Raw genomic sequence first — 25703 nt, forward strand, 5'->3', positions numbered from 1 at the left:
GACAACATGACCGATAGACGGATGCTGATCGCCGGCGAGTGGTGCGTCGCCCGCGACGGGCGCACCTTCGACCGATTCAATCCCGCGACGGGCGCGCTGGCGTCGCGCGCGCCGGCGGCCGGCCTGGGCGACGCCGACGCAGCGATCGATGCCGCGCACCGCGCGTTTCCCGCATGGTCGGCACTGGCGCCGACCGAGCGCCGCCGGCTGCTGCTGAAGGCGGCCGACCTGATGGACGCGCGGATCGACGCGTTCATCGCGACCGGCGTGGCCGAAACCGGCGCGACGCCGGGCTGGATCGGCTTCAACGTGACGCTTGCGGCGAACATGCTGCGCGAAGCCGCGTCGATGACGACGCAGATCGCCGGCGACGTGATCCCGTCCGACGTGCCCGGCAACCTCGCACTCGCGATGCGCGTGCCGTGCGGCGTCGTGCTCGGCATCGCGCCGTGGAACGCGCCGGTGATCCTCGGCACGCGGGCGCTGGCGATGCCGCTCGCGTGCGGCAACACGGTCGTGTTGAAGGCGTCCGAGGCGTGCCCTGGCGTGCATGTGCTGATCGGCGCGGTGCTGGACGAAGCGGGGCTCGGCGCGGGTGTGGTCAACGTGATCACGCACGCGGCGGCCGACGCACCCGAACTCGTCGAGCGGCTGATCGCGCATCCGCATGTGAAGCGCATCAACTTCACCGGATCGACGCATGTCGGGCGCATCATCGCGCGCCACGCGGCCGCCCACCTGAAACCGGTGCTGCTCGAACTCGGCGGCAAGGCGCCCGTGCTCGTGCTGGACGATGCCGATCTCGATGCGGCCGTCGACGCGATCGCGTTCGGCGCGTTCTTCAACCAGGGGCAGATCTGCATGTCGACCGAGCGCGTGATCGTCGCGCGGCCGCTTGCCGATGCGCTCGTCGAACGCCTCGCCGCGAAGGCGCGCACGCTGGTCGCGGGCGATCCGCTGGCCGGCCATCCGCTCGGCACGATGGTCGACGCGGCGGCTGCCGCGCGTGCGGCGTCGCTCGTCGAGGATGCGCGTGCGCACGGCGCGCAGCTGCCGCTCGGCTGCCGCATCGAAGGCGCGACGATGCAGCCGGCGATCGTCGATGGCGTCACGCGCGACATGCGCCTGTATCGCGAGGAATCGTTCGCGCCGGTCGTTGCGATCCTGCGTGCGGACAGCGACGACGAAGCAGTCGCGCTCGCGAACGACAGCGAGTTCGGGCTGTCGGCGAGCGTGTTCAGCCGCGATGTCGCGCGTGCGATGGCGGTTGCGCGACGGATCGAATCGGGGATCTGCCACATCAACGGGCCGACCGTGCACGACGAGGCGCAGATGCCGTTCGGCGGCACGAAGGCGAGCGGCTATGGCCGCTTCGGCAGCCGTGCGTCGATCGCCGAATTCACTGAGCTGCGCTGGATTACCGTGCAGACCACGCCGCGTCACTACCCGATATGAGCGAGCCGACGATGAATGATGCAACGCTCGCCAGCGGGCCGGTGAACGACACGGACGGCGTGCGTTATCGCGCGGCGGCCGTCGCCGTAGGCGCGGCCGAGATTCGTCGCGTGGAAAACGGTGCGTGGTACCTGCGCTCGCGCGAGCCGCTCGGCGACTACCCGACGCGCCTGACCGACTGCCTCGTGAACGGTGCGCAAGCGCATCCCGATCGCGTGCTGGCCGCGAAGCGCGGCGCCGATGGCCGCTGGATCGAGGTCACTTACGCGCAGATGCTCGAACGCGCCCGCGCGCTCGGCCAGGGCCTCGTCGATCTCGGGCTGTCGGTCGAGCGTCCGCTCGCGGTGCTGTCCGGCAACGATCTCGAGCATCTGCAACTGATGTTCGCGGCGATGCTGGCCGGCGTGCCGTATTCGCCGATCTCGCCTGCGTATTCGCTGGTGTCGACCGACTACGGCAAGCTGCGTCACACGCTCGGCGTGCTGCGGCCGGGTGCCGTATTCGTCGCCGAGCGCGCGCCGTTTGCGCGTGCGCTCGACGCCGTGTTGCCGGCCGATACGACCCTGATCGTCGCGCGCGATGCCGATGCGCAGGGCCGGGTGGTGCCGCTCTCGCACTTGCTCGCCGCCGTCCCGCGCACGATCGACGCGATCCATGCGGCGGTCGGCCCCGACCATCTCGCGAAGATCCTGTTCACGTCCGGCTCGACGAAGCAGCCGAAGGCCGTGCCGACCACGCACCGGATGCTGTGCAGCAACCAGCAGATGCTGCGCCAGACGATGCCCGAACTGACGCGCGAACCGCCGGTGCTGGTCGACTGGCTGCCGTGGAATCACACGTTCGGCGGCAGTCACAACCTCGGCATCGCGCTGTACAACGGCGGCACGCTTTATATCGACGACGGCCGTCCGGTGCCGGGCCGCTTCGACGAAACCGTGCGCAACCTGCGCGAGATCGCGCCGACGATCTACTTCAATGTGCCGAAGGGCTGGGAGGAACTGACGGCCGCGCTCGAACGCGATGCCGTGCTGCGCGACACGTTCTTCTCGCGCGTGAAGCTGTATTTCTTCGGCGGCGCGGGCTTGTCGCAAGCCGCGTGGGACCGGCTCGACCGCGTGACCCATGCGCATTGCGGCGAGCGCATCCGGATCATGGCCGGCCTCGGGATGACGGAGGCGTCGCCGTCGTGCCTGTTCACGACGGGGCCGCTGATGCGCGCCGGCTATATCGGGTTGCCCGCACCCGGCTGCGACGCGAAGCTCGTGCCGAGCGGCGGCAAGCTCGAATTGCGTTTCAAGGGGCCGAACGTGATGCGCGGCTACTGGCACGCGGACGTCGATCCGCGCGACGTGTTCGACGACGAAGGGTATTACCGCAGCGGCGACGCGGGCGTCTTTGCCGATCCGGAGCGGCCGGAGCTCGGGCTGCTGTTCGACGGGCGGCTGACCGAGGATTTCAAGCTGAGCAGCGGCACCTTCGTCAGCGTCGGGCCGCTGCGCGCGAACGCGGTGTCGAGTGGCGCGCCGTACGTGCAGGACGTGGTCGTCACCGGGATCAATCGAGACGACATCGGGCTGCTGGTGTTTCCGCGCGTCGACGCGTGCCGTGCGTTGGCGGCGCTTGCCGCCGAGGCCTCGGTGGCCGACGTGCTGCGTGCGCCGGCCGTGCGCACGGTGTTCGAGACCTGGCTCGCCGCGCTGAACCGGCATGCGAGCGGCGGCTCGACGTTCGTCGCGCGTATCCGGTTGATGGACACGCCGCCGTCGCTCGATCTCGGCGAAGCGACCGACAAGGGTTCGCTGAACCAGGCGGCCGTGCAGCAGCATCGCGCGGCGACGATCGACGCGCTGTATGACCCGGCGCGCCGCGATCCCGACGTGATTCACGCATCGGCCTAGCGATATGCATCGGTACACGTAACGACCTGCCGGCCACGCGACCGGCAGGCTTTTTTACGGCCAGTGAATCAGGCTGCCTGATAAAAAGGGCGGCCGTTCGACCGACCCATTGCGCGCCTGCCCGCCCCTGGCCGGCGGCGGCGCGCGCTGCGAGCGGCCCTGCGAGGCACGCCGACGACAACACGACAAGGATTGGAGACACGATGAACACCTACGTTGCCGAAAGACCGGCGGTCGCGACGACACTCGCGCTGTGCTTCGCGATCGCGTTGCTCGAAGGGCTCGACCTGCAGTCGGTCGGCGTGGCCGCGCCGCGCATGGCACGCGAATTCGGGCTGAGCGTGTCGCAAATGGGGATTGCGTTCAGCGCGGGCACCTTCGGGCTGCTGCCGGGCGCGATGCTCGGCGGGCGGCTCGCCGACCGGATCGGGCGCAAGCGCGTGCTGATCGCGTCGGTCGCGCTGTTCGGGCTGCTGTCGATCGCCACCGCGCAGGCGTCGAGCTTCGCGATGCTCGTCGTCGTGCGCGTGCTGACCGGCATCGGCCTCGGCGGCGCGATGCCGAACCTGATCGCGTTGTCGTCGGAAGCGGTCGAGCCGCGCTCGCGCAGCAGCGCGGTGGCGACGATGTATTGCGGCATCCCGTTCGGCGGCGTGATCGCGTCGCTGATCGGCGTGCTGCTCGCCGGCGATACCGAGTGGCGCCACATCTTCTACGTCGGCGGCGCGGGGCCGCTGCTGCTCGTGCCGCTGCTGGCGATGCTGCTGCCGGAATCGCGCGCGTATCTCGACATCGCCGGCACGTCGGCCGCGCGTACGAGCGTCGCCCGCACGCTGTTCGGCGACGGCCGCACGATTTCAACGCTCGCACTGTGGATCAGCTATTTCTGCACGCTGATCGTCCTGTACTTCCTGCTGAACTGGCTGCCGTCGCTGATGGCCGCGCGCGGGCTCGATCGCGAGCATGTCGGTTTCGTGCAGATCGCATTCAACGTCGGCGGCGGGCTCGGCGCGCTCGGTATCGGCGCGGCACTCGACCGGATGCGCGCGTCGCGCGTGGTCGGCGGCATGTACGTCGGGATCGTGCTGTCGCTGGCCGCGCTGGCGGCCGCGCCCGGTTTCGCATCGCTCGCGGCGGCCGCGTTCGCGGCCGGGATGTTCGTGGTCGGCGGGCAGTCGGTGCTGTATGCGCTCGCGGCGATCTACTACCCGACCGCGATGCGCGGCACGGGTGTCGGCGCGGCGGTGGCCGTCGGCCGGCTCGGTTCCGTCGTCGGGCCGCTCGCGGCCGCGACACTGCTGGCCGCCGGCCGCAGCGCGCCGGTCGTGATCGGCGCGAGCATCCCCGTCACGCTCGTCGCGGCCGTCGCCGCGCTGCTGCTGATCCGCCGCCCGCGGGCCGGCGACTGACATCGTTTTCCGTTTTTTCAATGCGTGCCGTCAGAGCGCGCGATTACTCAAGGTCTGGAGACACAACGACATGAACAAGAGCACCAGGAACGGCCTGCTGGCCGCCGGCGCCTGCTGCGCGCTGGCCGCGCCGGCGGCACACGCGCAGTCGAGCGTGACGCTGTACGGCATCATCGATACGGGCGTCGAATTCGTGTCGCACGCGAACGCGGCGGGCGACCACGTGGTGCGCATGCCGGCCGTGACGGGCGAGTTGCCGTCGCGCTGGGGGCTGCGCGGCGCGGAGGATCTCGGCGGCGGCTATCAGGCGGTATTCACGCTGGAAAGCGGCTTCAACGTGCGCGGCGGCGATCTCGGCCAGGGCGGGCGGTTGTTCGGGCGGCAGGCGTTCGTCGGGCTGAAGGGCGGCTTTGGCACGCTCGCGTTCGGCCGCCAGTACACGATGACCTACCTCGCGCTGCAGGGCGCGGACATCATCGGCCCCGACATCTACGGGCTTGGTTCGCTCGATGCGTACGTGCCGAACGGGCGCGCCGACAACGCAGTGACCTACATAGGCACGTACCGCGGCGTGACGCTCGGCGCGGCGTATTCGTTCGGCCGCGACGGCGCGGGCACCGGCAACTCTCCGGGGCAGGGCACGTGCGCGGGGCAAGTGCCGGGCGACGCCGTCCAGTGTCGCAACTGGTCGGTGATGCTCAAGTACGACAGCGCGTATTTCGGTGCGGCGGCCTCGTACGAGGAACAGCGCGGCGGCACCGGCGCGGCCGCGAACTTTTTCGACGGCATCGCGCCGGTCGCTTTCACCAGCAGCGGCGGCAAGGACGCGCGCACGCACGTGAGCGCGTACGCGCAGGCGGCCGGCGCGCGGATCGGCGCGGGCTGGATCGGGCGGCGCGTATCGACCGGTTCGCCGGCCGCGGCCGGTGCGCATTCCGACCTGTTCTTCGTCGGGGCGTCGTATGCGGTCAAGCCGGATTTCGTCGTCGACGGCGAAGGCTACCGGATCGTCAACAGCGCACACGACACACGCGCGACGATGGCCACGCTGCGCGCGACTTATCTGCTGACGAAGCGCACGTCCGTCTACGCGCAAAGCTCGTATCTGTGGAACAGCGCGCATGCACGCTACGCGGTCAGCGGCGGCGGCGCGGGTACGACGCCCGGCGAAGGAATGGGGCAGCTCGGCGCGATGGTCGGCATCAAGCACATGTTCTGAGTCGACTGCCTGACGAACGGGAGCTATCTTGAACAGACATTCTGCATTCCTCTGCATTGCGCCAATCGCCGCTGCGATGCTCGCTGGTTGCGGCGGCGACGATTCGGTGAATGCCGCCCCGACGCACCTGAGCGCTGCGACACCGGCCGCGATGGCGCAGACCTGCGACGTGCTCGCCGCGACGCTCGCGTATGCGAACACGTCGTTCACGTCGGTGACGACCGCGGCCGCCGGCGCGCTCACGGTGGCCGGCAAGCCGATCGCCGAGCACTGCGTGATCGAAGGGAAGATGAACGAGCGCGTGAGCGCGGTCGACGGCAAGACCTATGCGATCGGCTTCGAGATGCGCTTGCCGAAGGCGTGGAACGGCCGCTTCTTCTACCAGGCGAACGGCGGGCTCGACGGCAACGTCGTGACCGCGACCGGCGAGATCGGCGGCGGCGGGCCGCTGACCGACGCGCTGAACCAGGGCTTCGCGGTGATCAGCTCGGATTCCGGGCACAGCGCCGCGCAGAATCCGCTGTTCGGCATCGATCCGCAGGCGCGCATCGACTACGGCTACGGCGCGGTCGATGCGCTGACGCCGATGGCGAAGCAGGTGATCCGGCTCGCGTACGGCAAGGCGCCCGACCGCAGCTATTTCGACGGCTGCTCGAACGGCGGCCGTCACGCGATGGTCACGGCGGTGCGTAACCCGGCCGACTACGACGGCATCATCGCGGGCGATCCGGGCTTTCATCTGCCGAAGGCGGCGATCGGCGAGATGGTTGGTGCGCAGCAGTTCGCGAAGATCGCATCGGCGACCGGATCGAACGGGCTGCCCGATATCCGCAGCGGCTTCACCGACGCGGAGCGGCAGTTCGTCGGCGCGAAGATCCTCGAGAAATGCGATGCGCTCGACGGCGCGGCCGACGGGATGGTGCAGGACGTCGCCGCGTGCCAGGCGCACTTCAGCGTCGAGTCGGACATCCCGACCTGCGCGAACGGCACGCGCACCGGTGCCTGCCTGACGACCGCGCAAAAGACTGCGCTCGAGAACGTGTTCACGGGCGCACGCAACAGCGCGGGCACGGCGCTCTACGCGGGCTTTCCGTACGATCCGGGCATCGCCGGCAGCGGCTGGGCTGCGTGGAAGCAGTCGAATTCGATCACGCTCGACCCGGCCGCGATGGCGTTCACGTTCATGACGCCGCCGAAAACCGCCGCGACGCTCGCGAACCTGCCCGGTTTCGCGCTCGCCTTCGACATGGACAACGACGCGCCGGCGATCTTCGCGACCAGCGGCGTGTACACGGAATCCGCGTGGTCGTTCATGACGCCGCCCGACGAGACCAACCTGTCCGCGCTGAAGGCGCGCGGAGCGAAGCTGCTCGTCTATCACGGCACCGGCGACCCGGTGTTCTCGTTCGACGACACGCGCGACTGGTACGCGCGGGTCGCGCAGGCGAACGGCGGCGATGCGTCGGATTTCGCGCGCTTCTATCCGGTGCCGGGGATGAACCACTGCTCGGGCGGGCCGGCAGCCGACCAGTTCGACCTGCTGACGCCGCTCGTCGCGTGGGTCGAGCAGGGGCAGGCGCCCGGCGCGGTGGTCGCTACCGCGCGCGATGCGACGAACGCGGTGCCGAATGCGGACGTGCCCGCGTCCTGGGGCGCGGGACGCACGCGGCCGTTGTGCCCGTATCCGCAGGTGGCGCGCTACAACGGGTCGGGCGACGTGAATTCGGCGGCCAGCTTCAGCTGTCGCTGACGTAGCCGTCGATGGGAGGCGACCGGCGCATGCAAGCGCCGGTCGCCTCATGTGTGCAACCGCTCACTTACTCGCCCGGTTCGACCGGCACCTCGAGCCCGACCTTCACGCGGCTCATGCTCACCAGCGTCTTGAACCGCTTCACGTTGTTGTTCGCGAAGAACAGTTCACGCGTGAGCGCGTTGTACTGATCCATGTTGCGCACGGCGAGGATCAGCACGAAATCCCATTCCCCGGTCACGTAGTAGCACTGCTGGATCTGCGGGCAGCGCTCGAAGGTCCGCTTCATCGCGTCGAGCTGGTCGATCTGCTCGCTTTCGACTTCGACGTTGACGACGATCGTCAGCGGATGATCGACCTTGTCCGGTGCGACGATGGCCGTGTAGCGCTCGATCACGCCGTCGTCCGCGAGACGCTTCAGGCGCCGGTTCACGGCGGCGGTCGACAGGTTGACGCGCGCGCCGAGTTCGCTTTGCGGCGTCTGCGCGTCGCGCTGGAGTTCCATCAGCAGCTTGCGATCGAACGCATCGAGTGGGGTGGTCATGATGGCGCGTGAAGCCTCGAAAGAATGAGAATTTTTTGCGTGACGGCCGCCGAATTGGCGATTTTATTGACCCGCGTGCGCAATATTATTTTTCGAACCGGCGGCGCGTGCAACCCGTGCGCGCCCGACCCGAACCGACTCACGGAGTGCTGCCCGCCATGCTGATCGCCAACCCCCGCGCATCGCGCGCCGCCTATCCCCACGCGCTGCGCCGCGTGATGAACATCGCCTCGGCCGACGAAAGCGGCGCGTGGCTGTCGCACTGGCCGCTCGTCGGCAACGCGCGCACGCCGCTGCGCGCGCTGTCGGATCTCGCTGCGCGGCTCGGCGTCGCGAGCGTCAGCGTGAAGGACGAGTCGTGCCGCTCGCCGCTCGGCAGCTTCAAGGCGCTCGGCGCGCCGATCGCGCTGGTGCGGCTCGTGAAGCGCCTGCGGCGCACGCAGGATCTCGATCCGCAAGGGCTCGTCACCGGCCGCTACGCGGCGGAACTGGCCGACCTGACGGTGATCAGCGCGACCGACGGCAATCACGGCCGTGCGCTCGCCGCCGCCGCGCGCGCGATCGGCTGCGCGTGCGTGATCGTGCTGCACGCAAACGTCGAAGCCGAGCGCGAGCGCGCGATCTCGGCGTACGGCGCGCGGATCGTGCGCATCGAGGGGAACTACGACGAGTCGGTCATCTGCGCGGCGCAGCTCGCGCAGGAGAATGGCTGGTATGTCGTATCGGATACGTCGTACGACGGCTACGAAGCGATTCCGCGCGACGTGATGCAGGGCTATGGCGTGATCGCGGCCGAGGCCGCCGCGCAGGCGGCGCAGGACGACGGGCGGCCGTTCACGCATGTGCTGCTGCAGGGCGGCGTGGGCGGCCTCGCCGCGGGCGTCGCGAGTTATCTGTGGGAGCGCGACGGCGTGCAGCGGCCGCACTTCATCGTGGTCGAGCCGCGCCAGGCCGACTGCCTGTACCAGAGCGCACTGGCCGGGCGCGCGACCAAGGCGAGCGGCAGCGTCGATTCGGTGATGGCCGGGCTCGCGTGCGGCGAGGCGTCGCCGCTTGCGTGGGATTTCCTCGAGATGTGCGTCGACTACTTCATGCTGATCGACGACGAGGACGCAGTGCAGGCGATGCGCGGCCTCGCGGCCGGCAGCGAACGCGACGTGCCGCTCGTGGCCGGCGAATCGGGCGCGGCCGGCGTCGCGGGGCTCGAGGTGCTGATGCGCGACCCGGTGCTCGCGCGGCAGGTGGGGCTCGACGCGCATTCGCGCGTGCTGGCGATCAATACGGAAGGCGCGACGGCGCCGTCCGTGTATCGGCAGTGCGTCGGCGAGACGGCCGACGCGGTGCTCGCGCGGCAGCGCGCCTGGCTGGACCGCGCGGCGGTCGCGGCCTGAACGACATCCCGACCGATTCCGACCGACTACGACTGACGAGGCAAACGCCATGGACGCAATCGAAGAAAGCACGCTGCAGGGGCAATTGAAGACCTGGCGCCGCCATCTGCACCAGCATCCGGAGACGGGTTTCGAAGAAGTGAACACGTCGGACTACGTCGCGCGCATCCTGACGACGCTCGGGCTCGACGTGCATCGCGGGATCGGCGGCACGGGGCTCGTCGCGAACCTGACGGCCGGCACCGGCAAACGCGCGATCGGCATCCGCGCGGACATGGATGCGCTGAACATCGCCGAGCACGCGCCGGGCCGCGAATACGCATCGTGCACGGCCGGCAAGATGCATGCGTGCGGGCACGACGGCCACATGTCGATGGTGCTCGGCGCCGCGCAGCTGCTGGCCGAGCGCAAGGATTTCGACGGCACCGTGCGTTTCATTTTCCAGCCGGCCGAGGAGCATGGCCGCGGCGCGAAGGCGATGATGGCCGACGGGCTGTTCGAGCGCTTTCCGGTCGATGCGATCTTCGGCGCGCACAACATGCCGGGGATGCGTGCGGGCACCTTCTCGACGCGCGCGGGCGGCATCATGGCGAGCGAAGACAACTTCGTGATCCGGATCGACGGACGCGGCACGCATGCGGCGCGCCCGCACATGGGCATCGATCCGATCGTGATCGGCGCGCAGGTCGTGCTCGCGCTGCAGACGATCGTGTCGCGCAATCTCGATCCGGGCCAGCAGGCCGTGATCTCGTGTACGGAGTTCATCACCGACGGGCTGCGCAACGTGCTGCCGTCGACCGTGACGATCAAGGGCGACACGCGCAGCTATTCGCGCGACGTGCAGGCGCTGCTGGCCACGCGGATGCGCGAGATCAGCGAAGGGATCTGCCGCACGCACGGCGCGGCGTGCACGTTCGACTACACGCACGAGTTCGCGCCGACGGTGAATTCCCCGGAATGGGTCGACACGGCCGTGCAGGCCGCGGCGCAGGTCGCGGGCGCGGACGCGGTGAACGCCGACGTGCAGCCGATGATGATCTCGGAGGATTTCGGCGCGTTCCTGCAGGCCGTGCCCGGCAATTTCGTGTTCATCGGCAACGGCGAGGCGGCCGGGCGCGGCGGCGTGCCGCTGCACAACGCGGGCTACGATTTCAACGACGAGATCCTGCCGGTGGGCGCGCGGTATTTCGCGGAAGTGGCGCGGCGGGCGCTGCGCGCCGCGTAACGGGCGACAATTCAGGCCGCCACGCGCTCGCGTGGCGAGGCCGTCATGCTTCGGCCGCGCGCTTGCCCTGCGGGTCGGCCGTGCCCGTCGTCCGGTCGAGGATGGCGAGCACTTCGCGCGCGGTGTTCTCCGAATGGCTGCGCAGTACCTGCGGCAGCACCGCATGGTCGGGGTCGGCGAGCGCGGCCATGATTTCGTCGTGCTCGTGCAGCGACTCGGCCCAGCGCAAGGTATCCGCGTTCGCCGCGCCGCGCGCGCGATGCACCTTCGACATCAACGACGCGTAGATGCCCGACAGCACGGGGTTGCCGGCCGCGTCGACGATCATCTGATGAATCTGCTGGTTCAGCCGGAAATACTCGACGCGCTTGCCGGCCTCGTGGCATTCGACCATCCGCCGGTGCTTCGCCTGCAGCGCGGCGAGCGTCGCCGCGCCGATCCGCCGGCGCAACAGCTCGCCGGCCATCGCTTCCAGGCCGTGCAGCAGCTCGAAGGTCGAGATCAGGTCGTCGAGGTCGATCGACGCGACGCGATAGCCGATGTACTGGCGGTGCGTGACGGCCCCTTCCGCGACGAGCACCTTCAGCGCTTCGCGCAGCGGCGTCTTCGACACGTCGAACGCGAGGCTGAGCTCCTTCTCGTCGATCCGCGCGCCGGGCGGCAGCTCGCCCTCGTCGATCATCACGCGCAGGCGCGCGGCGATCTCCGCGGCCATGCCGCGGGTGCGCAGAAGCAGGGGATTGCGGGGTGTCTGGCTCATGATGGTGCAAGCTTATCACGATCCCGGTGCAGGCCAAGCTCGCCGATAACGTAAACACAATTCCAATAAAACCAATCGTTTACACCATGTGTAATTATAAATTTCTAATCCTATACTCGGCTCCACGTTGCGCGACGTTCCGACCATCCTCGTTCAATCCTGGAGTCCGTCCATGTCTTCAACCTCCGGTGTCGCCGCCTTGACGGTCGGCAAGTCCGCCGTCCGCTGGAAGATATTCGTCGTCATGCTGAGCCTGATCGCGATCAACTACGTCGATCGCGCGTCGCTGTCCGTCGCCATGCCTTACATCTCGCAGGAGTTCAACATCGGGCCTGCGATGGAGGGTCTGATCCTCAGCTCGTTCTTCTGGACCTACGCGGTGATGCAGATCCCGGGCGGGATGCTCGCCGACCGCTTCAAGCCGCGCATCGTGATCGCGACGGCCACCGTGTTCTGGGGCTTCTTCCAGGCGATCGCGGCGCTGTGCACGAACGCGCCGTCGCTGCTGCTCACGCGCCTCGGCCTCGGCGCGGCCGAAGCGCCGATCTATCCGGCCGGCGGCAAGCTCAACGCGATCTGGATGACGCAGACCGAGCGCGGCCGCGGCGCCACGCTGCTCGACGGCGGCGCACCGCTCGGCGCGGCACTGGGCGCGGTGCTGATCGCCGGGCTGATCGCGCTGCTCGGTTCGTGGCGGCTCGCGTTCGCGGTGGCCGGCGTCGGCACGGTGCTGGCCGGCGTGGTCGCGTGGTACTACATCCGCAACACGCCGCGCGAGCATCCGGGCGTCAACGATCTCGAAGCCGACTACATCGAGGCGTCGCACGCGAGCGATCTCGCGGCGGAGCCGGCCGGCGCGTCGGGCCGTTCGCGCGACTTCTTCAAGTACCGCTCGGTGTGGTGCATGTTCTTCGGCTGGATGTGCTTCAACAGCGTGTTCTACGGGCTGCTTACGTGGATGCCGAACTACCTGCACAAGGTGCACGGCTTCGACATCAAGCAGATGGGCGGCTCGACCTTCATCATCTTTTTCAGCGGCTTCGTCGGCGAACTGCTCGGCGGCTGGATCGCCGACAAGTGGAAGGCCGCGGGCGGCCGTCCGAACGTCGTGATGCGCACGCTGTTCGGTATCGCCGCGGTGATCGCCACCGTGTCGATCTTCTCCGTCGCGTACGTGAAGGACCCGATCGTGTGCGTCGCGCTGCTGTCGTCGACGCTGTTCTTCCTGCGCTGGTGCGGGCTGTACTGGTGCATCCCGTCGTCGCTCGGCACGCGCAACAAGATCGGCTTCCTCGGCGGCCTGATGAACCTCGGCGGCAACATCGGCGGCGTCACCGTGCCGATCGTCGTCGGCGCGATCGTGCAGTTCACCGGTTCCTATTTCCTTGCGCTGATGGTGTTCGCGGCGGCCGGCGTCGGCCTGCTCGTGTGCTCCAGCGCGATCGACTACGAAAGCAAGCTCCCGGTCTGACCGACCCTTTTCACTGGTAGAGAGAAACCCATCATGAAAAAACGTACGCTGCTCGGCATGCTCACGCCGTCTTCCAACACCTCGCTCGAACCGCTGACGAGCGCGATGGTCGCCGGCCTGCCGGGCGTGTCCGCGCACTTCGCGCGCTTCCCGGTCACCGAGATCTCGCTGACGGGCCAGGCGCTCGGCCAGTTCGACGACGACAAGATCATCCAGGCCGCGATGCTGCTCGCCGATGCGAAGGTCGACGTGATCGCGTGGAACGGCACGTCGTCGGGCTGGCTCGGCTTCGAGGCCGACGAGCGGCTGTGCGAGCGCATCACCGCGGCGACCGGCATTCCGGCCACCACGTCGGTGCTCGCGCTCAACGAGATCCTGAAGAAGACGAACGCGCACGAGTTCGGCCTCGTCACGCCGTATCTCGACGACGTGCAGACGAAGATCGTCGACAACTACCGCCGCTCGGGCCTGAACTGCATCGCCGAGCGCCACCTGAACCTGAAGGTCAATTTCTCGTTCTCCGAAGTGGCGGGCGACACGATCGGCGACATGGTGCGCGAAGTCGCGAAGGCCGGCCCGCGCGCGATCTCGATCTTCTGCACGAACCTGAACGCCGCGCATCTCGTGCCGGCGCTCGAAGAGGAGACGGGCATCCCGATCTACGACACGATCTCGACCGTCGTGTGGAAATCGCTGCAGCTCGCCGATTACGACACGCGGCAGGTGAAGGGCTGGGGGCGGCTCTTCAGCGACGTGATCTGAGGCGCGCGCCATGTCGAACGATCTCGATTTCGTGATCCGTCACGCGGACGTCGTGACGGCGGCGGACCGGTTCTCGTGCGACATCGGCGTTCGCGCGGGGCGCGTGGCCATGCTCGGCCACGGGCTGCCGCGCGCGCCGCGCGAGCTCGATGCGAGCGGGATGCTCGTGATGCCGGGCGGCGTCGATGCGCACTGCCACCTCGACCAGCCGATGCCCGACGGGCTGCGGATGGCCGACGACTTCCTGTCCGGCACGCGCTCGGCGCTGTGCGGCGGCACGACCACCGTGATCCCGTTCGCCGCGCAGGCGAAGGGCCAGTCGCTGCAGGCGGCCGTCGACGACTATCACCGGCGTGCGGAAGGGCGCGCGCTGGTCGACTATGGCTTCCACCTGATCGTCGCCGATCCGACGCCGCACGTGCTGGCGGAAGAGCTGCCGCGGCTGATCGCGAACGGCTATACGTCGTTCAAGGTGTACATGACCTACGACGACCTGAAGCTGAACGACCGGCAGATGCTCGACGTGCTGTCGGTCGCGCGCGAGCACGGCGCGCTGGTGATGGTGCATGCGGAGAATTCCGACTGCATCGGCTGGCTGACCGAACGGCTGCTCGGCGACGGCCACGTCGCGCCGCATTTCCATGCGCACGCGCGGCCGGCCGTGGTCGAGCGCGAGGCGACCCATCGCGCGATCGCGTTCGCGGAACTCGTCGACGTGCCGATCCTGATCGTGCACGTGTCGGGCGCGGAGGCGATCGAGCAGATCCGCTGGGGGCAGTCGCGCGGGCTGCCGATCCTCGCCGAAACCTGCCCGCAATACCTGTATCTGACCGCCGCCGATCTCGGTCACGATGGCCACGACGGCTACGAAGGCGCGAAGTGCGTGTGCAGCCCGCCGCCGCGCGATCCGGCGAACCAGCAGGCCGTGTGGAAGGCGCTGAAGCAGGGCGTGTTCTCGGTGTTCTCGTCCGATCACGCGCCGTTCAACTACGACGATCCGTGCGGCAAGCATCCGGGCGGGCATCCGGTGTCGTTCGACCATATCCCGAACGGCATCCCGGGGCTCGAGACGCGGCTGCCGCTGCTGTTCAACGGCGTGCGCGAAGGGCGGCTGTCGCTGCACGAGTTCGTCGAGCTGACGTCGCTGCGGCCCGCGAAGCTGTACGGGCTGTATCCGCGCAAGGGGACGATCGCGATCGGCGCCGATGCGGACATCGTCGTGTGGGATCCGGACAAGCGCGTGCGGATCGCGAACGCGTCGCTGCATCACGCGGTCGACTACACGCCGTACGAAGGGATCGAGGTGACGGGCTGGCCGCGTCATTGCCTGTCGCGCGGCGAGCTGCTCGTCGAGGACGGCCGGCTGCTCTCGGCCGAGCCGGGGCGCGGACGCTTCCTGCCGGCCGGCAAGCCGTGCCTGGATTGACGTTCGATGCGACGGAACGAGGAGCGCCCGCGCGACGCGCGGGCGTCATCCGTATCAAACGATTTTGAAGGAGCGGACATGAGCGTTTCCCACGCAATGCGGCGCCTCGTGGCGGCGACCGTCGTCGCCGGTTCGTGCGGCGGCCCGGCGCTGGCCGCCGGCAATGCGCCGCAGGACATGCCGAGCGTCGTGCCCGAATCGGTCGGCGTGGATTCGGCGCCGCTCGTGCGGCTGTCCGAATGGCTGCGCCGCGACCGGATGGACGTGCGCAGCCTCGTCGTCGTGAAGGACGGCAGGATCGTGTTCGAGCGCTACGGCGATGGCCTCACGCGCGACAACAACTATGAGCTGTATTCGGTGACGAAGACGGTCACCGCGCTGCTCGCCGGCATCCTCGACGGCGAGGGCAAGCTCGGCCCGGCGACGAAGGTCGCGCCGTTGATCGCAGCCGCGCGGCCCGATCTCGCGGCTGAACTCGCGGACAAGCAGGACATCGAGCTGCGGCACCTGATGGCGATGTCGAGCGGGCTGCGCTACACGACGCGCGAGGGCACCGATCCGCTGTACTACGACGCGCCGGACCGGTTGCGCGTCGCGGTGACGAGCCGCGCGGCGCAGCCGCCCGGCAAGCAGTTCGACTATATCGACGTGAACCCCGTGCTGGTCGGCACGGCCGTGTCGATCGCCGCGCGCGAGCGCGAGGACGCATTCGCGCGCAAGCGGCTGTTCGAGCCGCTCGGCTTCGCGCACTACCGCTGGAGCGGCGCCGATGGCACGGGCGCGGTGGCCGGCGGCTGGGGCTTGCGTCTGCGTGCCGTCGACATGGCGAAGCTCGGCATGCTGCTGCTCGATCAGGGCCGCTGGAACGGCCAGCAGGTCGTGCCGGCCGATTGGGTCCGGCAGATGACCACGCCGTCGCCGGCTGCGGCGGATTACGGCTACTACTGCTGGATTCACCATGTGGTCGAGCACGGCACGCCCGAGTTCGGCGCGATGGGCTTCAAGGGGCAGTTCATCACGGTGCTGCCCGCGCAGCGCGCGGTCGTCGTAATGACGAGCCTGCTGCCGACCGACGGCGGGCTGCGCGATGCGACCTATCTGAACCTGTATCGCAAGATGGTCGGCGACTACATCCTGCCCGCGCTGACGCCGGCGCAGCCGCCGGTCGAGCGTGCCGAGACGACGCAGGCGCTGCGCGACGAACTCGCGCGCAGTCGGCAGACGAAGGGCGTGCCCGGTACCGCCACCGCGTTCAACGACGCACCGGAGATTTGATGAGGATGACGAACATGATGGCCGGCTCGGCTGCGTGGCCCGACGTGCGGCGGCCCGCCTCGCGCGCCGTGCCTTTCATGCGACGGCTGCTCGCGCGGCTCGCGGCGCTGCTGATCGGCGGCGGTGCGTTCGCGCCCGCGCTTTCTGCCGCACAGGCGGCCGATGCGTCGCTGCCGCTGCATGAAACCGGCATCGCCGCCGCCGCGCCGGAGGAGGTCGGCGTCGATTCGCGGCGGCTCGTCGATCTGTCGCGCTGGATCCGCGAGCAGAAGCTCGACGTGTACAGCCTGCTGATCGTGAAGGACGGCAAGCTGATCTTCGAGCGCTACGGCGCCAATGCGTCGCGTGACGCGACCTACGAGCTGTACTCGGTCACGAAGGCCGTGACGTCGCTCGTCGCGGGCATCCTCGTCGATCAGCGCGCGGTGCATCTCGACGATCCGGTCGCCGCGCGGCTTGCCGCGTGGCGTCCCGACCTCGGCGGCGCGCTCGCGGACAAGCGCGATATCCAGCTGAAGCATGTGCTGTCGATGTCGAGTGGATTGCACTACGACTTCAGCCCGAAGGACGATCCGATCTACTACACCGCGCCGGACCGGCTGAAGCTCGCCGCGTCGGCGCAGCCGAAGGTCGCGCCGGGCACCGAGTTCGAGTACACCGACGTCAATCCGATCCTGGCGTCTGCGATGTTGAGCGCGGCCGCGGGGGAGCCGGTCGAGCGCGTGGCGCAGGCGCGGCTGTTCGGCCCGCTGGGCATGAAGCACGCGGCGTGGGAGCGCGCGGACCGCACGGGGCTCGTGTCGGCCGGCTGGGGGCTGCGGCTGCGCGCGATCGACATGGCGAAGATCGGCATGCTCGTGCTGGACGGCGGCCGCTGGCAGGGGCGGCAAGTCGTGCCGCGCGCATGGATCGCGCAGATGACGCAGCCAGCCGTGTCGCCGCATTTCGGCTACTACTGGTGGATCAACAACATCGTCGACAGCGAGCCCGAGTTCGACGCGATGGGCTTCAAGGGGCAGTTCATCACGGTGCTGCCCAAGCGCAATACGGTGATCGTGATGACGGGCGTGCTGCCGGTGGACGGCGGCCTGCGCGACGCGGAGAACGTGAAGCTGTTCCGCCGGATGGTGAATGGCTATATCCTGCCGGCGCTCGACGGCGGCGCGGCGGGGCCGGCTACCGTCGAAACGCGCGCGGTGCTGCACGACGAACTGGCGCTGAGCGCGCGAACCGAAGGCGTGCCGGGCACGCAGGTCGATCCGACCGATCTGCCGAAGTAGGCTGGATGGTGGTGCGTCCGTGTGGGCTTCCATCGAGACGCGCTCAGTGCTGCATGGCGAACTCGCGTTGAGCGCGCGCGCCGAAGGCGTGCCGGGTACGGAGATCGATCCGACGGATCTGCCAAAGCAGGCGGGAGGTGGTGCTTGGCGGCGAATGCGCCCGGCCCGCGCGATCGCGAGCCGGGCGCGTGTGGCGTCAGACCAGTTCGCCCAGGCACGCGTCGAACTGCGCGACGAGGCGATCGACGTCGTCGGCCGTCGTCTGCGGGCACACGAGCATCATGTTGTGGAACGGCGTGATCAGCACGCCACGATTCAGCAGGTACAGGTGCACGATGTGCTCGAGTTCGCTGTCGAGCTGCGCGCCGGCGAGCGTGCCGTTGCGCGGCGGCGTGGGCGCGAACTGGAACTCGGTGCGCGCGCCGATGCGCGTCACGCACCACGGCAACCCGCGTTTCGCGATCGCCTGTTCGAGCCCGCCGGCGAGCCGCGCGGCGAGTTCGAACATGTGCGCGTAGGCCGCGTCGGTCGCGACTTCGGCCAGCGTCGCGCGCATTGCATGCATCGCGAGCATGTTCGCGGTGAGCGTCGTGCCGATTCCCGAATGGCCGGGCGGCGCGTTCAGCTTCGCCTGCTTCGCGCGTTCCGCGAATTCGGCGCTGAATCCGTACACCGCGCACGGCACGCCGCCTGCGATCGGCTTGCCGACCACCAGCATGTCCGGCTCGAGATCGTGCGCGACCGCGTAACCGCCCGGGCCGCTGCTGATCGTGTGCGTTTCGTCGATCACGAGCAGCGTGCCGTAGCGGCGCGTCAGTTCGCGCGCTGCTTCCCAGAAGCCCGGATCGGGCAGCACCATCCCGATGTTCGTCATCGCCGGTTCCGCGAGCACGCAGGCGACGTCGCCGCCTTTCAGCGCCGCTTCGAGCGCGGCCAGGTCGTTGAATTCGACGACGCGGGTGTTCGCGAGCAGGTCGTAGGACTGCCCAAGCAGGCTGTCGCGCTGCACCGGGCGGCCGTCGACGAGATCGACGAATACGTCATCGACCGTGCCGTGATAGCAGCCGTTGAACACGACGATCGCGTTGCGGCCGGTGGCCGCGCGCGCCCAGCGCAGCACGAAGCGGTTCGCGTCGCTCGCGCTCAGCGCGAACTGCCAGACCGGCAACCGGAAGCGGCGCGCAAGTTCGCGCGACACCCACGCGGCATCCTCGCTCGGCAGCATCGTCGTGTAGCCGCGGGTGGCCTGCTCGATGAGTGCCCGCGCGACGGGTTCAGGCGCATGGCCGAACATCGCACCGGTGTCGCCGAGGCAGAAGTCGGCGTAGCGGTGGCCGTCGACGTCGGTGAACGTCGCGCCGCGCGCCTCTTTCACATACAGCGAGAACGGCGTCGACCAGTCCTGCATCCAGTGCAACGGCACGCCGAACAGCAAGTGCTCGGATGCTTCCGCGGACAGCGCGCGGGATTCAGGCATCGCTTCGCTGAATGCGCGGCGCTCGCGATCGAACAGCGCGCGGGCGCGGATGAGGTCGACTCCGTGGCGGGAAGGCAAAGGCAGCTCCTGGGCTGTGAAGGTACGGAAACGATAGCGCGGGCGCAGGGGGGATGAACAGGGGCGGAATTACGGAGGCGGGTTGGCGTGGGTGCGGCAACGTGGGGCGGGGCCGACGCGCAGATATTTTTTCTAAAAGTTTTTGCGCATAAACCGGCGAGGGTCGGCCCGGCCTGTTTTATTGCATGAAAAGTTGGTGGGCGCTCACATCGTTGGCATCGGATCCGGTGCGGACGAAGCGGGCACAAGGACGCGTCTGGCTGCGTCTCACGATGCCCGTTCGCCGCTGGTTAGCGTTACCCGAGCGTCTTGACCATGTGGTGCTCGTCATAAAAGCGGCCATCGAAGAACATCGAGCGCGGCTCCGTACCGAACCGGACGAACCCTTGCGACGCATACAGCCGCTCCGCGGTGGCGTTGACCTCGTTCACGCACAGCATCAGCTGCTTGCATTGCCACGCTTGCGCCGCATGCGCGGTCGCGCTTTCGAGCAGCGTTTGCGCGATGCCTTGCCCGCGATACGCGGGATCGACGAACACGCCCCAGATCGTCGCCTTGTGCGCGATCTTCACGCGCGCATCGCGGCGCACGCCGGTGATGCCGACGAGCGTGTCGCCGTCGAACGCGCCGAACACGGCACGTTCATGGGTCGGCGTGATGCGCGTCGCGAATTCGTCGACCGGCACCTGCGATTCTTCGTCGAGCGTCGGCAGGAAAGAGGTGGGCGCGGTGTCGACTGCACGCAGGCGAACGGTCTGGAAACGGGCGGCGTCGGCCGCGTCGAGCAGGCGGGTCGTGATCGTCATCGGGGAGTTCCGGTTGAGGGTCGTGCATGCCGGCGCGGGCCGCTGCGGCCGCGGGATGCATCGTCCTTATCGTAATGGGAATCCGGATGCCGCGTCGCGGCGTTCGACGCATTGCGCATCCCGACTGTATCGGGCGTCGGGTGCCGCGCGGCAGTCTTCAGATCGCGTCGCGCGGCCGCGTTGCATCGCCGTCGACGCAGCACGCGAGCACTTCGGCATCGGTGTCGCCGAGGCTCAGGTACACGTGCCCGACCGCGCTGTCGAAATACAGGCTGTCGCCGGCGCTCAGCCGGTACGCATGGCCGTTCTCGAAGCGCAGCTCCAGCTCGCCGCTCAGCACGAACACGAACTCCTCGCCGCTGTGCCGGATGTAGTCGGCGAAGTCCGACAGCTTGCGCGCATGGATCCGCCCGCGCACGGGCACCATCCGCTTGCCGGTCAGGTCGTTCGCGAGCATCCCGTACGCATAGTTCGGCGTGTCGTAGACCATCTGCTGGCCGGCCGGCGTGAACGACGGCGTCATCGCGCCGGCGGGCGCGGGGCGGCCGAACATCGTGTCGAAGTCGAGCGCGAGCGCATGCGTGAGCGCTGCGAACTTGTCGTAGGTGAGCGCGATGTCGCCGCGTTCGGCCTTCGAAATCGTCGACACCGCGATACCGGAGCGCTCGGACAGTTGCGCGAGCGTCAGGCCGCGCGACTTGCGCGCGTCGCGCAGCCGCGCGCCGACCGTCTGGTGGTCGAGCTGCGGCGGGGCGTCGGTGGGCGGCGGAACGGGAACGGTGGATTTGGGCATGCGGATACGGGGCGCGACACGCGCGGCGTGAATACGGGTTTTGTCGTATACGAGAATAAATTTTCTCGTATATGATAATTTTCGTCGAAATCGCCGATGGTGGGCGTGACGGCCACTCTAGCATCGGACGACGCGAAACTCGCGGGGCCGGTGCGGCCGGCGTGAACGACACGTGTGCGAATCGGCGCAGCTCGCCCGTGCGGCGGCTGCCCGATCCGGCGCACGGCAGCGGTCTTTCCCAGTCATTTCTCCGGCCGCTCGCGGCCGGGCCCGCGAAGGTGCAATCCATGTCCAGTGAAATCAAACGTCTGCAGACCGGCGCACGCATGAGCCAGGTCGTGATCGCGAACGGCTTCGTCCATCTGGCCGGCCAGGTGCCCGATACGGCCGGCGCGCCGATCGCCGTGCAGGCGACCGAAATCCTCACGCGCATCGACGCGCTGCTCGCATCGGCCGGCATCGACAAGACGCGCGTGCTGACGGCCAACGTGTGGCTCAGCGATGCCGCGCACTTCGACGCGTTCAATGCGGTGTGGGACGCATGGGTACCGGCCGGCCACGCGCCGACCCGCGCATGCGTGCAGGCATTGCTGATGAAGCCCGGTCTCGACGTCGAGATCGCCGTGACCGCGCTCGCCTGACGCCCGCGCCGCCCGCCCCGAGGAATTCCCGATGACATTCGACACGCTCGTCCTGGGCGGCGGCATGATCGGCGTATCCGTCGCCGTTCATCTGCAACAGCGCGGCCTGTCGGTCGCGCTCGTCGACCGCAAGGCGCCCGGCAACGAGACGTCGCTCGGCAATGCCGGGCTGATCCAGCGCGAAGGCGTGTATCCGTATGCGTTTCCGCGCGGCTTCGGCACGCTGTTGAAATACGCGTGCAACCGCTCGCCCGACGTCCGCTATCACGTCGGCGCGCTGCCGAAGCTGATCCCGTTCCTGTACCGCTACTGGCGCAATTCGCATCCGGCGCGCCATGCCGAGATCGCGCGCGCCTATGCGCCGCTGATCGAACACTGCGTGACCGAGCATCGCGCGCTGATCGAAGCGGCCGGCGCCGGCGCGCTGCTGCGCGAAGGCGGCTGGCTGAAGGTGTTCCGCACGGCCGCGACGCGCGATGCCGAAACGCGCGACGCCGAGCGCTGGCGCGCCGAATACGGCGTGACCTTCGACGCGCTCGATGCGGCCGCGCTGCGCGACGCGGAGCCGAACCTGAGCCGTGCGCTGGTCGGCGCGCTGCGCTATACGGGCTCCGATTCGATCAGCGATCCGAATGCGCTCGTGACCGCCTATGCGCGTCACTTCGAGCAGCTCGGCGGCCGCATCCTGACCGGCGATGCGCTGACGCTGTCGGCCGCGAACGGCTGGCGTGTCGACACCGCGCAAGGCCCGGTCGACGCGCGCGCGGCGGTCGTCGCGCTCGGGCCCTGGTCGGACCTGCTGTGCGAGCGGCTCGGCTACACGCTGCCGCTCGCGGTCAAGCGCGGCTATCACATGCACTACGCGGCGCAGCCGGGCGCGCGGCTGAACCGGCCCGTGCTCGATGCCGACAGCGGCTTCCTGATCACGCCGATGACGCGCGGCATCCGCCTGACGACCGGCGTCGAGCTCGGCTATCGCGATACGCCGCCGACGCCGACCCAGCTCGCCGCCGTCGAACCGGTCGCGCGCGAGCTGTTTCCGCTCGGCGCGCGCGTCGACGGCGCACCGTGGCTCGGCCGCCGGCCGTGCACGCCCGACATGCTGCCCGTGATCGGCGCGGCGCCGCGCCACCGCGATCTGTGGTTCGCGTTCGGGCATGCGCATCACGGCTTCACGCTCGGCCCCGTGACCGGCCGGCTGGTCGCCGACCTGATGACCGGCACGCAGCCGTTCGTCGACCCGGCGCCGTTTCGCGTCGAACGCTTTCTGCACGGCCGCTGAACCGGCGACCGTGCGCTGCAGCAGGGCGGCCGGCGCACGACGCCGGTCGCTCCGTCCAGCGGCTGGCCGATCCGGCTTGCCGCGACGATCAACGACTGGAGACAACATGCAACAGCACACGATGCGGCGCGAACTCGGCGCGCGCCAGATTTCGTTCATGGCCCTCGGCATGGCCATCGGCGTCGGCCTGTTCCTCGGCTCGGCGTCCGCGATCAAGGCGGCCGGGCCCGGCGCGCTCGTCGCCTACCTGATCGGCGGCGCGATGATCTTCCTGATCATGCGCGCGCTCGGCGAGATGGCCGTGCACCGGCCGGTGTCCGGCTCGTTCGGCGCGTATGCGTTCGAATACGTCGGGCCGTTCGCCGGCTACGTGGTCGGCTGGAGCTACTGGCTGCTGATGGTCGGCGTCGGCGTCGCGGAGACGACCGCCATCGGCATCTACATGGGCTTCTGGTTTCCGGACGTGCCGCAGTGGCTGTGGGTCGTGTCGGCGATCGCCGCGATCTCGGCATTCAACCTGCTCAACGTGAAGGTGTACGGCGAGCTGGAGTTCTGGTTCGCGATCGTGAAGGTCGTGACGATCGTGCTGATGATCGCGGGCGGCGCACTGATCGTGTTCACGGGAATCGGCCACGGCGGCGTGCCCGTCGGCCTGTCGAACCTGTGGCGCTACGGCGGCGTGTTCCCGCACGGCGTGCTCGGGGTCGTGAGCGCGCTGCCGATCGTCGCGTATTCGTTCGCGGGCGTCGAGATGATCGGCCTGACCGCCGGCGAGGCGCGCGAGCCGCAGAAGATGATCCCGCGCGCGATCAACTCGGTGCTGTGGCGCATCCTGATTTTTTACGTCGGCGCGCTGTTCATCATCATGGCGCTGTATCCGTGGCACGAGCTCGGCGAGCATGGCAGCCCGTTCGTGACGACGTTCGAATCGCTCGGGCTGCGGCAGGCGGCCGGCATCGTCAACTTCGTGGTCGTGACGGCTGCGCTGTCGAGCTTCAACTGCATCGTGTTCAGCGGTGCGCGGATGCTGTCGAGCATGGCCGGCAACGGCCTCGCGCCTGCGTCGTTCGCCGCGCTGAGCGCGAGCGGGTCGCCGTCGCGCGCGGTGCGGGCGACCGTGCTGTTCATGTCGGTCGGCGTGGTGCTGAACTACGTGATTCCGGCGCGCGTGTTCGGCTGGCTGATGTCGTTCCTGTCGTTCGACGTGGCCGTGATCTGGGCAATGATCGTGCTGACGCACATGCGGTTCCGGCGCGCGCTGGCTGCGCGCGGCGAGACGGTGGCGTTCCGCATGCCGTATGCGTCGGTCACGTCGTGGATCTGTCTCGTGTTCGTCGCGTTCGTGTTCGTGATGCTCGGCGTCGATCCGACGACGCGCGGGTCGCTGTATGCCGGCGCGGCGGTGATGGCGCTGATGGCGATCATCTACCGGCGTTCACGGCACCTGCAGGCGGCTGCGCGGTCGACGCGCGTCGGCCTTGGCGTCGAGCGTGTGTGACGGCCAGGTGTGCTGGTGTGGGGGGAGCGGTCGTGCGATGGGGGCGAGGCGTCGTGGCAGTACCGGCGGCGCGTCATGCGCGCCGCGCCGGCACGAACGATAAGGATGGCGTGAAGCAGGCGCGCGGTCGCGCCGGACCCGCGCCCGACGTCAACCGCGCAACGATGCGCCCGATCAGGTCAGGCGCACCGGATCGGAATCAATAGCGTGCGAGCTGATTGCCGTTGATCTGCACGCGATCGCCCGGCCGCAGGTTGCCCGGCGACTGCACGTCGAACGAGCGCATCGTGCCGTCGCTGACCTGCACGTCGATCCGGTAGCTGCTCGGGCCTTGCGCGGCACCCATTTGCTGGCCGATCTGGTTGCCGGCCACCGCACCGCCGAGCGCGCCGATCACGGTCGCCGCATCGCGGCCGTGGCCGCGGCCGAACTGGTTGCCCACCAGGCCACCGACCAGCGCACCGACGACGGTGCCGGCAACGCCCGACGGGCCGACCGAACCGTTGACCGGCTGGATGTTCGAGACGGTGCCGTACTGCGTGCCGTAGCCGTTGCCGTACTGCTGCTGATTGCCGTACTGGTCATACGGCTGCGACCCGTATTGCTGCTGGTTGCCGTACTGATCGTACGGCTGCGGCGCCTGGTTCGGATACGGCTGTTGCTGCTGCACGTAGCCCGGCTGCGAATACGCGGGCTGCGCGTAGCCGGGCGTCGCGTATTGCTGCTGCTGCGGATACCCCGGCTGCGCGCCGTAGTAACCCGGCGCGACGCAGGCGGTCAGCGGAAGCGCCGCGACGGCGACGAGCGAGGCGAACAGAACGGTCTTCGTGGAAGGCATGCGCATCATGATGTTTCCTGCATCGGCAACGGGTTCGCCGACGAATTCCGGGACGGGTGGCGAACTCGGCGTGAGTATAAGGAATGGCCGGAGGCGCGTCCGGTGCGGCCGGGTAACAACGTGTAAAGTCTGTTGCCGCGTAAATCGCCGCCCGGGCGGCGCGCTGAAACGGCGGCCGGCGAGGGCGCGAGACGGCCTCCGGACACCCGCTTTCCGGTGATGCCGACACTGCGCGGCCAGCGGTTTTTGGGTCGCTTTCACCGCGATCCCGCCCCATCGCCGTGCCGGGGCCGGCGGCCGCGCGCGCCGCGCATCGCGAAATCGAATGCGCGGCATCGCGACATTTAATTGGCCTCGGGCGGTGGCGTCCGATATCGTGGCCGGATTCCCTGCCAACGGTCGCGCCGTGCCGGCTGCGGTGCCTT

At 68.8% G+C, this 25703-nt stretch carries 21 protein-coding genes; 15 read left to right on the forward strand and 6 right to left on the reverse strand.

Annotation, left to right across the window (positions count from 1 at the left end; translation table 11 throughout):
- The first annotated feature begins 6 nt into the window (after positions 1–6).
- The 5 genes from ACN8ZM_RS31050 to ACN8ZM_RS31070 all read left to right on the forward strand — a co-directional run bounded on the left by ACN8ZM_RS31050 (position 7) and on the right by ACN8ZM_RS31070 (position 7731).
- Positions 7–1455 (forward strand): aldehyde dehydrogenase, encoded by a 1449-nt coding sequence (locus ACN8ZM_RS31050; protein WP_420211698.1) that lies wholly within the window; start codon positions 7–9, stop codon positions 1453–1455.
- The gene (locus tag ACN8ZM_RS31055; protein ID WP_420211699.1) at positions 1452–3353 is read left to right on the forward strand and encodes a feruloyl-CoA synthase; all 1902 of its coding nucleotides are present in this window, start codon (positions 1452–1454) and stop codon (positions 3351–3353) included. The genes ACN8ZM_RS31050 and ACN8ZM_RS31055 overlap by 4 nt, the downstream gene beginning before the upstream one ends.
- A gap of 203 nt (positions 3354–3556) precedes the next feature.
- Positions 3557–4762, forward strand: coding sequence for a 3-(3-hydroxy-phenyl)propionate transporter MhpT (mhpT, locus tag ACN8ZM_RS31060; RefSeq protein WP_205822207.1), 1206 nt, complete (start codon positions 3557–3559; stop codon positions 4760–4762).
- Between the two features lie 70 nt (positions 4763–4832).
- A complete protein-coding gene (locus ACN8ZM_RS31065) occupies positions 4833–5981 on the forward strand; it encodes a porin (protein ID WP_301768237.1) in 1149 nt (382 codons plus the stop codon).
- 28 nt (positions 5982–6009) lie between these two features.
- Entirely contained in the window at positions 6010–7731 is a 1722-nt protein-coding gene (locus tag ACN8ZM_RS31070) for a tannase/feruloyl esterase family alpha/beta hydrolase (RefSeq protein ID WP_420211700.1), read from the forward strand.
- Between the two features lie 67 nt (positions 7732–7798).
- On the opposite strand, the gene ACN8ZM_RS31075 is transcribed toward ACN8ZM_RS31070, so the two are convergent.
- A complete protein-coding gene (locus tag ACN8ZM_RS31075) occupies positions 7799–8275 on the reverse strand; it encodes an Lrp/AsnC family transcriptional regulator (protein WP_043186374.1) in 477 nt (158 codons plus the stop codon).
- A gap of 158 nt (positions 8276–8433) precedes the next feature.
- Between ACN8ZM_RS31075 and ACN8ZM_RS31080 the strand changes: the two genes are divergently transcribed.
- Both ACN8ZM_RS31080 and ACN8ZM_RS31085 read left to right on the forward strand, forming a co-directional pair.
- Complete coding sequence (locus tag ACN8ZM_RS31080) at positions 8434–9666, forward strand: diaminopropionate ammonia-lyase (RefSeq protein WP_420211701.1); 1233 nt, start codon at positions 8434–8436, stop codon at positions 9664–9666.
- A 49-nt stretch (positions 9667–9715) separates the two neighbouring features.
- Entirely contained in the window at positions 9716–10891 is a 1176-nt protein-coding gene (locus ACN8ZM_RS31085; protein WP_420211702.1) for a M20 aminoacylase family protein, read from the forward strand.
- Positions 10892–10934: 43 nt separating this feature from the next.
- On the opposite strand, the gene ACN8ZM_RS31090 is transcribed toward ACN8ZM_RS31085, so the two are convergent.
- The gene (locus ACN8ZM_RS31090; protein WP_420211703.1) at positions 10935–11651 is read right to left on the reverse strand and encodes a GntR family transcriptional regulator; all 717 of its coding nucleotides are present in this window, start codon (positions 11649–11651) and stop codon (positions 10935–10937) included.
- Positions 11652–11823: 172 nt separating this feature from the next.
- On the opposite strand from ACN8ZM_RS31090, the gene ACN8ZM_RS31095 reads away from it, so the two are divergent.
- The 5 genes from ACN8ZM_RS31095 (at position 11824) to ACN8ZM_RS31115 (ending at position 17865) form a co-directional block, all read left to right on the forward strand.
- On the forward strand, positions 11824–13122 hold the full coding sequence (locus ACN8ZM_RS31095; RefSeq protein ID WP_043186384.1) for an MFS transporter: 1299 nt from the start codon (positions 11824–11826) through the stop codon (positions 13120–13122).
- A gap of 33 nt (positions 13123–13155) precedes the next feature.
- The gene (locus ACN8ZM_RS31100; protein ID WP_043186387.1) at positions 13156–13884 is read left to right on the forward strand and encodes a maleate cis-trans isomerase family protein; all 729 of its coding nucleotides are present in this window, start codon (positions 13156–13158) and stop codon (positions 13882–13884) included.
- Between the two features lie 10 nt (positions 13885–13894).
- A complete protein-coding gene (hydA, locus tag ACN8ZM_RS31105; RefSeq protein ID WP_420211704.1) occupies positions 13895–15310 on the forward strand; it encodes a dihydropyrimidinase in 1416 nt (471 codons plus the stop codon).
- A gap of 78 nt (positions 15311–15388) precedes the next feature.
- The gene (locus ACN8ZM_RS31110; RefSeq protein WP_420211705.1) at positions 15389–16585 is read left to right on the forward strand and encodes a serine hydrolase domain-containing protein; all 1197 of its coding nucleotides are present in this window, start codon (positions 15389–15391) and stop codon (positions 16583–16585) included.
- A 77-nt stretch (positions 16586–16662) separates the two neighbouring features.
- A complete protein-coding gene (locus tag ACN8ZM_RS31115; protein WP_420212694.1) occupies positions 16663–17865 on the forward strand; it encodes a serine hydrolase domain-containing protein in 1203 nt (400 codons plus the stop codon).
- 196 nt (positions 17866–18061) lie between these two features.
- On the opposite strand, the gene ACN8ZM_RS31120 is transcribed toward ACN8ZM_RS31115, so the two are convergent.
- The 3 genes from ACN8ZM_RS31120 to ACN8ZM_RS31130 all read right to left on the reverse strand — a co-directional run bounded on the left by ACN8ZM_RS31120 (position 18062) and on the right by ACN8ZM_RS31130 (position 21019).
- A complete protein-coding gene (locus tag ACN8ZM_RS31120) occupies positions 18062–19420 on the reverse strand; it encodes an aspartate aminotransferase family protein (RefSeq protein WP_420211706.1) in 1359 nt (452 codons plus the stop codon).
- A gap of 296 nt (positions 19421–19716) precedes the next feature.
- Positions 19717–20226, reverse strand: coding sequence for a GNAT family N-acetyltransferase (locus ACN8ZM_RS31125; RefSeq protein WP_301768245.1), 510 nt, complete (start codon positions 20224–20226; stop codon positions 19717–19719).
- Positions 20227–20383: 157 nt separating this feature from the next.
- Positions 20384–21019 (reverse strand): helix-turn-helix domain-containing protein, encoded by a 636-nt coding sequence (locus ACN8ZM_RS31130; protein ID WP_089451581.1) that lies wholly within the window; start codon positions 21017–21019, stop codon positions 20384–20386.
- 287 nt (positions 21020–21306) lie between these two features.
- Between ACN8ZM_RS31130 and ACN8ZM_RS31135 the strand changes: the two genes are divergently transcribed.
- From ACN8ZM_RS31135 to ACN8ZM_RS31145, 3 genes are all read left to right on the forward strand, one after another.
- The gene (locus ACN8ZM_RS31135; protein ID WP_420211707.1) at positions 21307–21660 is read left to right on the forward strand and encodes a RidA family protein; all 354 of its coding nucleotides are present in this window, start codon (positions 21307–21309) and stop codon (positions 21658–21660) included.
- A 31-nt stretch (positions 21661–21691) separates the two neighbouring features.
- A complete protein-coding gene (locus ACN8ZM_RS31140; RefSeq protein ID WP_205822196.1) occupies positions 21692–22942 on the forward strand; it encodes an NAD(P)/FAD-dependent oxidoreductase in 1251 nt (416 codons plus the stop codon).
- Positions 22943–23048: 106 nt separating this feature from the next.
- Positions 23049–24440, forward strand: a complete 1392-nt coding sequence (locus tag ACN8ZM_RS31145) for an amino acid permease (protein WP_043186400.1) — start codon at positions 23049–23051, stop codon at positions 24438–24440.
- Positions 24441–24639: 199 nt separating this feature from the next.
- Here ACN8ZM_RS31145 and ACN8ZM_RS31150 read toward each other — a convergent pair whose 3' ends face one another.
- On the reverse strand, positions 24640–25287 hold the full coding sequence (locus ACN8ZM_RS31150) for a glycine zipper 2TM domain-containing protein (protein WP_027790262.1): 648 nt from the start codon (positions 25285–25287) through the stop codon (positions 24640–24642).
- Between the last annotated feature and the right edge of the window lie 416 nt (positions 25288–25703).

The sequence above is a fragment of the Burkholderia aenigmatica genome (assembly GCF_048627025.1).
Taxonomy (GTDB): Bacteria; Pseudomonadota; Gammaproteobacteria; order Burkholderiales; family Burkholderiaceae; genus Burkholderia; species Burkholderia aenigmatica.

What these genes read in the sequence shown, in the direction of transcription:
- ACN8ZM_RS31150 (WP_027790262.1), bottom strand. Translation starts at nt 25,287, where the DNA reads ATGATGCGCATGCCTTCCACGAAGACCGTTCTGTTCGCCTCGCTCGTC.
- ACN8ZM_RS31055 (WP_420211699.1), top strand. Translation starts at nt 1,452, where the DNA reads ATGAGCGAGCCGACGATGAATGATGCAACGCTCGCCAGCGGGCCGGTG.
- ACN8ZM_RS31130 (WP_089451581.1), bottom strand. Translation starts at nt 21,019, where the DNA reads ATGCCCAAATCCACCGTTCCCGTTCCGCCGCCCACCGACGCCCCGCCG.
- ACN8ZM_RS31140 (WP_205822196.1), top strand. Translation starts at nt 21,692, where the DNA reads ATGACATTCGACACGCTCGTCCTGGGCGGCGGCATGATCGGCGTATCC.
- ACN8ZM_RS31145 (WP_043186400.1), top strand. Translation starts at nt 23,049, where the DNA reads ATGCAACAGCACACGATGCGGCGCGAACTCGGCGCGCGCCAGATTTCG.
- ACN8ZM_RS31100 (WP_043186387.1), top strand. Translation starts at nt 13,156, where the DNA reads ATGAAAAAACGTACGCTGCTCGGCATGCTCACGCCGTCTTCCAACACC.
- ACN8ZM_RS31065 (WP_301768237.1), top strand. Translation starts at nt 4,833, where the DNA reads ATGAACAAGAGCACCAGGAACGGCCTGCTGGCCGCCGGCGCCTGCTGC.
- ACN8ZM_RS31135 (WP_420211707.1), top strand. Translation starts at nt 21,307, where the DNA reads ATGTCCAGTGAAATCAAACGTCTGCAGACCGGCGCACGCATGAGCCAG.
- ACN8ZM_RS31115 (WP_420212694.1), top strand. Translation starts at nt 16,663, where the DNA reads ATGCGACGGCTGCTCGCGCGGCTCGCGGCGCTGCTGATCGGCGGCGGT.
- hydA (WP_420211704.1), top strand. Translation starts at nt 13,895, where the DNA reads ATGTCGAACGATCTCGATTTCGTGATCCGTCACGCGGACGTCGTGACG.
- ACN8ZM_RS31090 (WP_420211703.1), bottom strand. Translation starts at nt 11,651, where the DNA reads ATGAGCCAGACACCCCGCAATCCCCTGCTTCTGCGCACCCGCGGCATG.
- ACN8ZM_RS31075 (WP_043186374.1), bottom strand. Translation starts at nt 8,275, where the DNA reads ATGACCACCCCACTCGATGCGTTCGATCGCAAGCTGCTGATGGAACTC.
- ACN8ZM_RS31085 (WP_420211702.1), top strand. Translation starts at nt 9,716, where the DNA reads ATGGACGCAATCGAAGAAAGCACGCTGCAGGGGCAATTGAAGACCTGG.
- ACN8ZM_RS31125 (WP_301768245.1), bottom strand. Translation starts at nt 20,226, where the DNA reads ATGACGATCACGACCCGCCTGCTCGACGCGGCCGACGCCGCCCGTTTC.
- ACN8ZM_RS31110 (WP_420211705.1), top strand. Translation starts at nt 15,389, where the DNA reads ATGAGCGTTTCCCACGCAATGCGGCGCCTCGTGGCGGCGACCGTCGTC.
- mhpT (WP_205822207.1), top strand. Translation starts at nt 3,557, where the DNA reads ATGAACACCTACGTTGCCGAAAGACCGGCGGTCGCGACGACACTCGCG.
- ACN8ZM_RS31050 (WP_420211698.1), top strand. Translation starts at nt 7, where the DNA reads ATGACCGATAGACGGATGCTGATCGCCGGCGAGTGGTGCGTCGCCCGC.
- ACN8ZM_RS31095 (WP_043186384.1), top strand. Translation starts at nt 11,824, where the DNA reads ATGTCTTCAACCTCCGGTGTCGCCGCCTTGACGGTCGGCAAGTCCGCC.
- ACN8ZM_RS31080 (WP_420211701.1), top strand. Translation starts at nt 8,434, where the DNA reads ATGCTGATCGCCAACCCCCGCGCATCGCGCGCCGCCTATCCCCACGCG.